Below are 11,954 nucleotides of genomic sequence, written 5' to 3'. Positions count from 1 at the left end.
TTAACCTCCTATCCTAGCTAAAACTTTTTTAGTAGCTTCTATGTACTCTTTGATATCTTCAGATGTATGAATCTCTGTAGCACAAACCATAATAGAATTAGCTAAATCACTATGATACTCACCTAAGAAGTAACCTGCATCTATACCTTCTTTTTCCATTTCTGTGACAAAAATTTCAGCATTTACAGGTAAATCAATAACAACTTCATTAAAGAATACATTATTAAATCTAGCATTTACTCCATCTAGTTCAGATAATTCATTTGCTAATTTAGTAGTATTTTCATGAGATACACTCGCTACTCTTTCTAAACCTTCTGCACCTAATAAGCTCATATAAATAGTCGCCGCTGTAACCATCAAACCTTGATTAGTACAGATATTTGAAGTAGCTTTTGCACGACGGATATGCTGCTCTCTAGCTTGTAGAGTTAAGCAAAAACCTTCATTACCGTCTAAGTCAACTGTTCTGCCGACAATACGTCCAGGCATTTGACGTACATGAGCCATCTTACAAGTCATAAAACCAAAATACGGCCCACCCGAAGCTAAAGGCACACCCATAGGCTGCCCCTCACCACATACTATATCAGCACCATTATCACCCCATTCTGCTGGTGATTTTAATATTGCTAGTGACATAGGATTAGTTACGGCAATAACCAAAGCACCATGCTTATGTGCCCAATTTGTAATCCCATCAACATCTGCTATTTGACCTAAGAAATTAGGACTTTGGATAACTACAGCTGCATAATCGGCATTCGCAAAATCTTCCAACTTAGTAATATCTGTCTTACCATTTTTAGAATCAAGATTAATAATATCAAACTCAATACCTTGATGCTTTGTAATAGTTTCTAATACTCTTAAATAGGTTGGGTGCAAAGCTTCAGCAATCAAAATCTTTTGGGATTTAGCTTTTTTGTTTGAGCGAATCGCCATAAGAACTGACTCAGCCAAAGCAGTCGCTCCATCATACATAGATGCATTTGAGGCATCCATACCTGTTAAGCCAGCCATCATAGTTTGGAACTCATATATAACCTGTAAGCCGCCTTGAGAAGCCTCGGCTTGGTATGGCGTATATGCTGTATAGAATTCTCCTCTGCCAACAATATCCCATATAGCAGATGGTATATAGTGACTATATGCTCCAGCTCCTATAAAGTTTGTATTATGATGATTTTTATTAGCTCTTTTTCTCATTTGATTTGCTAATTGAATCTCATTGATTCCATCTTTAATCTTAAGAGTATCTGCTCTTAACTGGGCTGGAATTTCATCAAATAACTGATCTATAGAGCTTGCACCTATAGTACCAAGCATTTTTTCTATCTGCTCAGGTTTATGTGGAATAAAAGACATATTTCCTCCATGTCTTCGTATATAGAATTTTTATAAAGGACTAAATAGAAACTCTAAAAGTCTATAATTAGTCTTCAAGAGTTTTTGCATAAGCATCTGCAGATAATAGATCTGCCAGTTGAGATTCATCAGAAATTTTAAGTTTGAATAACCATCCATCTCTATATGGTGCATGATTTACTTGAGAAGGATCATCACTTAGAGATTCATTCACATCAATAACCTCACCATCAAGAGGAGCATACACATCAGAAGCTGCTTTCACAGATTCAACAACACAAGTATCATCACCAGCTGAGAATTCCTCTCCAACTTCTGGTAACTCAACATATACTAAATCACCTAATAAAGACTGCGCATGTTCAGTAATACCTATAGTAACCTCATCACCATCTACTTTTACCCATTCATGAGATTTTGTGTATTTTAATTCATTAGGAATATTTGACATTTTATACCTCCGTATTGACTACGATTAATCATTGTTGTGAAAATATTTATTTTTTAAATCAAAGATTGCCCATTCTTGACAAACTTTGCCTTAACTAATTCTACATCTAGTTCCTTACCGCGTATATTAACGACCGGATTGGCACCTTCTTTAGGTACATAAGCTAATGCTATAGCAACTTTAAGAGTAGGTGAAAAACTACCACTTGTTATATATCCTTTTTCGCCATTATCAAAATCAATCTCTTGACCCGCTCTAAGCACTCCTTTTGACTTTAGAACAACTCCTGTCCACTTGGTAGTTATACCATGTGACTTTTTCGTAAGATATGCTTTTTTTCCAATAAAATCTCTATTCTCATCAGATAAATCAATACTCCAACCAAGGCCTCTTTCTAAGGGAGTTGTAGTTGTATTCATATCTGATCCATATAGGTGCATCCCTGCCTCTAAGCGCAAAGTATCTCGAGCACCCAAACCTGCCGGCTCGGCACCATTTTCTAATAAATTATCCCAAAAATCTGCTACTTGATCTGCTGGAAGCATTATTTCAAAACCATCCTCACCAGTATAACCAGTACGAGCAAACATCCAATTACTAAAAAACTTAAATGTAAAAGGCTTTAGCTTAGCTATTTCTTCTGCGATCTCTGTAGTTACAGTATGCTTAACAATCTCTACAGCTTTTGGACCTTGTACAGCAACTATCGCAAGATTTTGTTGTGGCGTTATTGTAACATCTAAATCTTGAGAATTTTCTCTAAACCATGCTACATCTGACTCTCTATTGCCAGCATTGACAACTATTCTGAAATTCTCTGAATCAATCTTATATGTAATAAGATCATCAACGATACCTGCTTGATGATTTAGCATACAACCATACTGTGCTTTGCCTGCTTCTAGCTTAGCAACATCATTAGCCAAGATATGACGCAAGAACTTTTCGGCATCTTTACCTTGAATATCAACAGCTAGCATATGTGATACATCAAAGACACCACAGTTCTCTCTAACATTATTGTGCTCTTGAATTTGTGAACCATAGTTAATTGGCATTGACCATCCAGAAAAGTCTACCATTTTAGCATTTGCTGCTAAGTGCGATTCATAAAGAGGAGTTTTAAGCATTTTCCCACCTAAAATTAGACTCGATAAGCAACACTATACATTTTTTTTTAGCTGATTATAAGCGTTTTATTTCAAAAAAATCTAATATTAATCATCAATCACTTTGATATATAATTTACCATCTTTTGCTCTCTCTGGTCCATGTATATCTGTATCAAATCCTGGCAGCATTGATCCTATCTTCTCTAACATCAATAAGAAATCTAATATTACCTTAGATTCTTCCGTAACTTTTTCGCCTGGGAATATCACTGGTATACCTGGTGGATATGGTAATATCATCACGGCTGAGGTCTGTCCATATAGCTCTGCTAACGGGACTTTTTTAACTTTACCTTTTAGTAATTTCTGAAAAGCTCTATGAGGATTAAGCTGTTGTTCAGGTAACACATTAAAGGCATGGTACATAAGATTAGGAAGATTAGCCTCTTTCATATACTGGTGTAATCTTTCACTAACTTCTTGGATTCTCATATCTTCATAGAACTTAGGATCTTCAGCATATAATGTTGGTAGCATCTTCTCAACTAATGTATTTTCATCATACATTTGTTTGAATTTATTAAGTACCGATATTAGCCTTACTGATTTTGCCTTTGTAGTGCCTAAACTAAAGATAAACAACAATGAATAAGGTCCTGATTTCTCAACCACAATATCATGCTCATCTAAAAACTTAGCTACTATATCTGCTGGTACACCCCAATCTTGGACATCATTATCTTTTATACCAGGAGTTAAGATTGTTATCTTAATTGGGTCTAATGAAAGAAAATCTCCATCTATATTTTTAAATCCATGCCATTTATCAGCATTTCTTAATAACCACGCCTCTTTATTAGAAATGTTATCAGGTTGCCAAACATCAAAGAACCAATCACCAGCTTCTGATCTAAGCTTGACTAGCTCTCGTCTAAAATCTATCGCTAAATTAATAGTTTTGTCGATAAGGTTGTAGCCTTGCTCTCCTTCCATCATCGCCGCAGCCGTCTCAACACTAGCAACTATTGGATAAAAAGGAGATGTTGAAGTATGCATCATATATGCTTCATTCAAAACTTCATCGTTATAATCACCTTTTATGTGCAACATTGATGACTGACTGAAAGCTGCTAGAAGTTTGTGAGTGGATTGTGTCTCAAAAATTATATGCTCTGGCTTTGGTTCAATTTGCATCGCAGACTTATGCTTATAGATTGGATGAAATATCGCGTATGGTATCCAAGCACTATCAAAGTGTAACTTTTTAACATCTAGTTCATGATGAATAGTATCTGTGTTATACAGAATACCATCATAAGTTGAATTTGTAACAACAGCATATTCAGGCCATTTATCTGCAATGCTACTATTATCAATTTTTTCTTGGATAGTTTGACGCTGAAATTCTTCTTTAGGTATACCACCAATTATGCCATAAGCATTTCTTGTTGGTTTTAGATATATTGGATTAACATCCACCATCATCATTAAATGCGTGACTGACTTATGACAGTTTCTATCAACAAGAATTGTATCGCCATCGGCAACACTATACATACCTACTATTTTATTAGCAGTTGATGTTCCGTTAGTAACAATTAACGATCTATCTGCTTGGAAAACTTTTGCGACATACTCTTCGGCATCTTTATGAGCTTCAGAATGATCTAATAAACTTCCTAGCTCTTTCATTGAAATAGATAAGTCTGTCTTAAAAATATTCTCACCATAAAAATCATAGAATAATGCACCTACTGCCGAACGCTGAAAACCATAACCTCCTTGGTGACCTGGAGTACAGAATGATGAGTTAAAAGATTTGGAATATTTAAACAACTCATAGGTTAAAGGTGGCAGAATATCATTGAAATAATTTGTAATAGTTCTATGAATAAAATCAGAATCCTCACCAGCTAGAGCATCATACTGTAAAAAGTTAATATTTAAATTAAAATCACGTAAATTAAGCTTGATACTTTGGCTATAATCAGAAACCACAAATACTGGTAACTTAGTATTAAGATGAGCAATATTATGAAATGCTTCAATACTAAAACTAGTTCTATCAAGGACTATACAACATATTCTTGAATTATCCTCGAGAATCTCTACAACTTCAGATAAATCATCTACTGTTAAAGTATGATATTCATAGCTTTGTAAATCTTTTTCAATCTTTAGTAAGAACTTTTCTTTATAGGATTTTAAAGTGTCTTTATATACAAATACAATTGTCTTCATTAGCTTTACCACTTATAGACTATATACTTATGCAGTATACTAAAAGTGAATCAGATAAAAATATTTTTTACTAATGAAAATCAATAAATAATGATTTAGTTGGCATGTTCAACTAATTCTAACTCACCATCTACTAATCTATAGATTTTATTCATACGACTAGCTAGTCTCTCATCATGCGTGACAATTACAAAGCTAGTTCCAAAATCATCACTAAGCTGCTGCATCAAAGCAAATATACTTTCAGATCTTTGGCTATCTAAGTTTCCTGTTGGCTCATCTGCTAAGATACAATTAGGATTGGTAACTAAAGCCCTCGCAATAGCAACTCTTTGGCGCTCACCACCAGAAAGCTCAGCAGGCTTATGATGTGCACGATGCTCTAAACCAACTTTTGTTAGAATTTCATTAGCAAGCTTTATTGACTCTTTTTTTGTATACTTTTTGGTAATAGCTAATGGAATCATTACATTCTCAATAGCTGTAAATTCCGGCAACAAGTGATGTAACTGATAGATAAAGCCTAAATGCTTATTTCGCATCTTTGCTCGCTTATTGACAGATTGATTATCAAATCTCTCGCCCATGAGCATTACTTCACCTGAGCTACACTTATCTAGTCCACCCAAAACATTTAGCAATGTTGTCTTACCTGATCCTGATAGACCAAGTATAGCAACCTTTTCACCTTTATTAATTTCAAGGTTTACATTTTTTAGTATAGCTATATCTGTTTTGAATTCTGTGTAGCTTTTTGAGACATTTTTGCAACTTAAAACTATATTACTCATATCTAAGCGCCTCCACTGGTTGAACCTTAGAAGCACTCCAAGCTGGATAAAGTGTAGCTAAGAAACTTAGAAACATAGAAACTAAAGTAACCTTAAATACATCAGACCACATAAGCTCCGATGGAATATAATTAATTAGATACACGCTAGCACTCAAGAATTGTCTTCCTGTAACATGCTGGATGAAATTAACAATCTCTGTGGCATAAGTCGATAGTAAAATCCCCAATAGAACTCCTATAACTGTACCAATTAAACCAATTACAAACCCTTGGTAGATAAACACAGTTATAATTTGTCTTGATGACATACCCATAGTTCTAAGAATGGCTATATCACTTCGCTTATCTGTCACAACCATAACCAAAGATGACAATAGATTAAATATAGCAACCGTAATTATTAGCAATAGGATAAAGAACATCATTGTCTTTTCCATTTTTAAAGCATCAAAGAAAGATTTATTTTCATCAGTCCAATCACGAGTGAAATAATATGGAGCTATAGCGCCATCATTAAGTTTATTTTTTACAAGTGGCGCATCATAGATATTTTTTAGACCTAGTTGAAGAGACGATATTGAATTACCAGTTTCAAATACTTTTTGGGCATTCTTAATATTAATCATCGCATAATAAGCATCATATTGATAACTTACTGAGAATATACCTGATACTGTAAACTGCTTAATCCTAGGAATCATTCCAGCTGGTGTTAAGCTTATTTTAGGAACTATTAAAGTAACTTTATCTCCCACGTTAACACCTAAACTATTTGCTAGCGCATTACCTAAAACAATATTATAGCCCTCATTATCATCTAATGATGATAACTTACCCTCTATGATATGATCGCCAATTGGCAATACCTTAGTTTGATATTTTGGTTCTATACCTTGAATCTGTACAAAAGCTGTCGTACTGCCACCATTATTTGCACTTAACAATCCTTGAGACTCCACGATAGGGGCTACTGCTGTAACACTTGGAGCACTTTTCTCAACTTCTTTTGCTAATTTTGGCCAATCAGTAACTTGCCCACCCATTTGATATACTTTCAAAGGTGGTACCATCATCAAAATTCTATTTTTGATTTGCTGGTCAAAACCATTCATCACAGACATTACTGTAATCAAGACAGCAACTCCCAAAGATATACCCAAAAAAGATATAGCAGAAATAATAGATATAAACCGATTACGCTTCTTAGCACGGATATATCTTAACCCTATAAAAAGAGGAAGACTTCTAAACATTTAAGCTTTGTTTTGCAAATAAAATTACCATGTATAATAACATATTAAGGAGCTAAAAACATTTCAAATAACCATAGCCAAATTTATCAAAAAAATTATCTTGGTATCAATTTTTGATTAGCCCTGTTAATTTTTACTAATTGTTGAAATATTTATATTGCTATATTATATGCCTCATTGACAAAAAGACATGTAAGTGAATAGATATGAGAAAAAGTTTTAGATCTCAATTTTGTGCTTTACCAATATATTTAGGTGGACTAACTATAGCTTACATAATAACAGCATCGATAATAACTAATTTGTTGTTCTAAATATGGCTGGCTTAGTTAGATTTTGATTTAGAAAGGTTTATGTTGATCCTCCCCCCACACAATAGGACACATAAAACTATATAACGAGTCTATACATAACTAACTTAAATACTAACTTCTGCCGGCTGTATTTAAACTTCTTCAAAAAAATAAATGTTTTAAATAACAAGATCAAGATGAAAAATTGAAAAAAGGTTTGACGATTACCTACTTTCACCTGGGCATTGCCAGACTATCATTGGCGTGAGACCGTTTCACTTCTGAGTTCGGAATGGGATCAGGTGGTTCCAGACTGCTATTATCGTCAATAGCCACATATAATACTCTGATTAATTATTATGTCAACTATATATTCAAAAGTTTTGTCAAAAAACAAATATCTCTAAATATCACTACCAATAATATAACCATCTATAATTAATGGTATTTCATCACCACAATCTTCATAAGGCTTGATTTCTCCGCTAGCAAATTTTGATTGAAGCTCTTCGTTATCCATATATTCAGTATCAAAATCAACATACACAGAACCAAGTAGATGATTGAACTCATGTTGAAATATTACCGCAGCTATAGAATCTAACTTACCTGTAATCTTCTTACCATGCTGATTATATGCTTCATACTTAATCTCTTTATATGTTGCAAGCTTACCTCTTTTTTCTCCTAAAGCACTTAGACAACCATGCCAAAAACTGACTCTCTTTTTAGATGCTTTTATAATTTTAGGATTTATAAAAACTTGAAAAGGAACACTATCAAAACTTAATGGATATCTTGCATTAGAGCCATCAAACTCTATCATAAATATTTGATAAGGATAGCCAATTTGATTAGCTGCAAGTCCTATACCATTACCTTGCATTTTCTCACGCATTTCTGTGATGATATTCTGTATTTCAGAACTTTGAATATCTGTTACTGGTTTACATTTTTGATATAAAACTTCATTATTTATATCATTATATTGTATAAATTGTGATTTCATTCTAAAAACTACTTTTCCTAATTTTACTTAACTACAGATGCTAAAGGATTACCATACTTTTTAAGATACTCTTTGGCTATCTCTTGAGACCCAAGATAGTTTAGATGATGGTTATCTGCATATATAGGTATACCATTTAGAGAAGTCTTACAGTAGTGACTATTACATAAGACTTTTTTAGGATCTATTAAAACTAATTCTGGATATTTAGTTTTAAGTTTATGCATTAAGTTAACAAACTCTTCTTGCTGCTTTTGCACATATTCCAAAGGAAGCTCACAATGATGAGGATCAAATAATAGAATAAACTTAACAGTTGAAACAATACAGTAATTATTAAATCCTTTTGGTAACTCTGGGGTATCTAATACTACTATTGGAACAGCATTATTTTGGATTATTAACTTTATTGATTCTTCTATACCTGAGATATAAGGCTCATTATTTTTCTCAGACCAATCGCCTCCCAAAACAACATATTTAAAAGATTGTTTTTTTATCAAGTCTTTCAATGCATTGTTTCTATCAACCATTGATACTCCTAACTCTGTATTAGGAAGATTTTCTATAAAAGGAGTACTTCTTTGAGATACTAAGTAAGCACTTTTATGAATGTTTGATAACCACACACCTAACATTGGAAACTCTGCACGAGCATGAGAATCACCAATAAACAATATATTTGTATCTTTATCTTGTGAAGCATCTCCTATTAAACATTTACTTTCAGGAGGTAACATTTTAGATGTGAACTCTGGTATCGAGTTTTGTATAAAGCATTTATTCTCATCAACATTTTCAAAACCATAGACTCCATTTAATTTACGAAGATCTACAATTGGTGGTGGAATATTAACAGCAAAGTTTTTGACATATTTAGTACATAAGGCAAATGAACATGCCAATAATATTGGGATTATCCATAATAAAATCAATGTTTTAGAAAATGACATCTTAAATCTATATCTAAAAGGTTTTTCTACTAAGAAATAAGTCAGTATAGCTAAGCTAAAACTAGCGATAAAAATCATAGCCTTGATAAAGTAAGTACTATCAATACTCAGATAATTAACATAAGCAATTATCGGCCAATGCCATAAATATAATGAGTATGATATTAAGCCTATTGCAACCAATGGTTTAAGTGAGAAAACTCTGTGTATAAACGAGACATTACTATTTAAGCCTACATATATAAATAAAGTTGCCCCAAGACAAGCCTCTATAATACCCAAACCTGGATAAAAGACTTTTACAAAAAATATAGGCACTAACATTAGCAAAATGGATACTAATGCTAATATATTTGCTATCAACTTGCTTAGAATAATTTCTTTGTTAACTGAATATATCGCCAAAAAGCAGCCAAACAATAACTCAAATGCTCTTGTAACTGGAAAGTAATAATACTCTGAACCATTTAAAAATATTAAAGAGACTAGCGATAAAATAGTTAGAAGCACACAACCATATAATAACTTCTGATGTGTAGTCATTTCGGCTCTATTTTTGAGCTTAACAGGAATATAAAATGCAGCTATCAAAAATAATGGCCAAAATATGTAAAACTGCTCTTCGATTCCTAGAGACCAAGTATGCAATAGAGGTATCAATTCCGAATCAGTACTAAAGTAGCCAAAATTTAGTGAGCTAAAAAAATATAAATTTGAAAATGATCCCAAAGCACTAACTAGCGACTTAGAGTAATCTCTTAAATCTTGAGGTAATAAAATTAACCACGCAAAAACTGTTGAAAATATAAGCACCACAATTAATGCAGGCAAAATACGCCTCATTCTTCTGAGATAAAAGGCCTTGATTGAAAAAGTTTTATTTTCTAGATCACGAATAATGATGGTGGTTATTAGAAAACCTGAAATAACAAAAAATATATCAACCCCAAGAAAACCTGATTTAACCCAGCTAATATCTAAATGGAATAACACTACAGCTAACACCGCTAGTGCTCTAAGACCATCTATATGCTTATAATACTTCATTATAAAAATCTACTTTTAATCCTGCTAATAAGTATAGTACAAAAATCTAATCAAAGTAATAATAGTTTGAACCAATCAATTTGAAGAATATTTTGCATTTTAGGACAAATTTATAATAGTCTATAAGACTATATTATCACGGTAGATAGCACCTAATGATCTTAACAGCTTTGTGAATTTTTATTCAAGAAAATAATAAAAATCTCACCTTCCTGATAAAAATCATTTCAATGACGATGTTTTTAAACTATCATATATGAATAATTATTCAAAATAATGAAATATGAAGCAGTTTATAGGTATATTTTTGATTATTGGCTCAACTATAGGTGGTGGCATCATAGGTTTACCTATAGCTGCTGTTAACTTAGGATTTGTGGGAAGCTTATTGGCAATATGTTTAGTATGGTTAATAATGACATTTACAGGATTATGTATATTAAAGATATCTTATAACCTCCCAGTTAAGCACAATACATATTTCTCACTATCTACCAAATTCTTAAACTTTAAAGGAGCTAAGGTTACTGTTTTTGGAGGTTATCTGTTAATACTGTATTTAACACTGACCACTTACATATCTGGCATTAGTTCATCCGTAAGCTTATATTTTGCACAAAACAGTAATTTAAGTTACTTATTATCTGGTGTGATTCTAGTATTTATACTAGGTGGAATTACAACTTATAACTCTAGAATTATAATCAAGAGTAATGTTGTATTTGTCGTAGCTAAACTCTCTCTTATTGTCATAGCTATATTTCTAATTTTTTATTCTACAAGCAAAATTAATATTAGTACTGATAGCTATCCTATTCAATCAATAGGAGCATTTTCATTCTTATTTGTATTATTTAATGCTTTTGGTTATCACTTTATTATCCCAAGTTTAGTAAAGTTTTATGATAATCGTATTTCTTTTAAATCTTTTGTTTTCTTGCTTATCTTTAGTACGACAGTCATAGCGTTGATTTATATAGCATGGATTTTAGCAATATTCTTTACAATACCAGCAGAAGGTAGTCATGGAATGATGAGTATTTATAATAGTGAAAATCAGCTTATAGCTTTTAACAATAGTATTAGCTTTTTTACTCAATCAAACACCATTAGCAATATGTTAAGTGCTTTTCAATTAATATCTATGATAGGCTCTTTCTGTTGTATCTCAATAGGTGTAATTGATGCGCTAAAAGATGCTTTGGGACAAAATGCTTACATTAAAGTCTTAATCTGTACTTATTTACCACCACTAGTTTTAATGAGCCTTTCTCAAAATATGTTTTTAATTGCAATGTCATTAGCTGGGATATTAACATTCTATATTGAGGTATTTGTGCCAATTTTAGGAGTTAGAAATTATTATAAAATGTCTAATAAGATAAAGAATAAATCTTTATTTAGTCATCAATATTCAAAGGCTTTTAGTTAGAT

At 32.4% G+C, this 11,954-nt stretch carries 9 protein-coding genes and 1 rRNA gene; 1 reads left to right on the top strand and 9 read right to left on the bottom strand.

All coding sequences use genetic code 11. The features are described 5' to 3' along the window. The 9 genes from gcvPA to ACKTR7_RS07635 all read right to left on the bottom strand — a co-directional run bounded on the left by gcvPA (window position 1) and on the right by ACKTR7_RS07635 (window position 10,520). Window positions 1–1,368 carry an aminomethyl-transferring glycine dehydrogenase subunit GcvPA gene (gcvPA, locus tag ACKTR7_RS07675; RefSeq protein ID WP_407877755.1) on the bottom strand — a complete coding sequence of 456 codons (1,368 nt, stop codon included), beginning with the start codon at window positions 1,366–1,368 and terminating at the stop codon, window positions 1–3. A gap of 67 nt (window positions 1,369–1,435) precedes the next feature. Next, window positions 1,436–1,819 carry a glycine cleavage system protein GcvH gene (gene gcvH / locus ACKTR7_RS07670; protein WP_407877754.1) on the bottom strand — a complete coding sequence of 128 codons (384 nt, stop codon included), beginning with the start codon at window positions 1,817–1,819 and terminating at the stop codon, window positions 1,436–1,438. Window positions 1,820–1,872: 53 nt separating this feature from the next. After that, window positions 1,873–2,949 carry a glycine cleavage system aminomethyltransferase GcvT gene (gene gcvT / locus ACKTR7_RS07665; RefSeq protein WP_407877753.1) on the bottom strand — a complete coding sequence of 359 codons (1,077 nt, stop codon included), beginning with the start codon at window positions 2,947–2,949 and terminating at the stop codon, window positions 1,873–1,875. 87 nt (window positions 2,950–3,036) lie between these two features. After that, window positions 3,037–5,172 carry a lysine decarboxylase LdcC gene (locus ACKTR7_RS07660; RefSeq protein WP_222830988.1) on the bottom strand — a complete coding sequence of 712 codons (2,136 nt, stop codon included), beginning with the start codon at window positions 5,170–5,172 and terminating at the stop codon, window positions 3,037–3,039. Window positions 5,173–5,267: 95 nt separating this feature from the next. Next, entirely contained in the window at window positions 5,268–5,963 is a 696-nt protein-coding gene (lolD, locus tag ACKTR7_RS07655) for a lipoprotein-releasing ABC transporter ATP-binding protein LolD (RefSeq protein WP_159184931.1), read from the bottom strand. Then, window positions 5,956–7,218, bottom strand: coding sequence for a lipoprotein-releasing ABC transporter permease subunit (locus tag ACKTR7_RS07650; RefSeq protein ID WP_407877752.1), 1,263 nt, complete (start codon window positions 7,216–7,218; stop codon window positions 5,956–5,958). Before ACKTR7_RS07650 ends, lolD begins: the two co-directional genes overlap by 8 nt. A 508-nt stretch (window positions 7,219–7,726) precedes the next feature. Continuing rightward, window positions 7,727–7,841, bottom strand: a 5S ribosomal RNA gene (gene rrf / locus ACKTR7_RS07645). A 73-nt stretch (window positions 7,842–7,914) separates the two neighbouring features. Next, entirely contained in the window at window positions 7,915–8,520 is a 606-nt protein-coding gene (locus ACKTR7_RS07640; RefSeq protein WP_407877751.1) for a peptide deformylase, read from the bottom strand. Between the two features lie 23 nt (window positions 8,521–8,543). Continuing rightward, entirely contained in the window at window positions 8,544–10,520 is a 1,977-nt protein-coding gene (locus ACKTR7_RS07635; RefSeq protein ID WP_407877750.1) for an acyltransferase family protein, read from the bottom strand. Window positions 10,521–10,803: 283 nt separating this feature from the next. Between ACKTR7_RS07635 and ACKTR7_RS07630 the strand changes: the two genes are divergently transcribed. Further along, on the top strand, window positions 10,804–11,952 hold the full coding sequence (locus ACKTR7_RS07630) for an aromatic amino acid transport family protein (protein WP_407877749.1): 1,149 nt from the start codon (window positions 10,804–10,806) through the stop codon (window positions 11,950–11,952). Window positions 11,953–11,954: the final 2 nt, after the last annotated feature.

It is taken from the genome of Francisella sciaenopsi (genome assembly GCF_045862875.1).
In the GTDB taxonomy this organism is placed as follows: Bacteria; Pseudomonadota; Gammaproteobacteria; order Francisellales; family Francisellaceae; genus Francisella; species Francisella sciaenopsi.
Note: the sequence above shows the minus strand (reverse complement) of the source record. Positions and strands in the feature narration are given on the sequence as shown.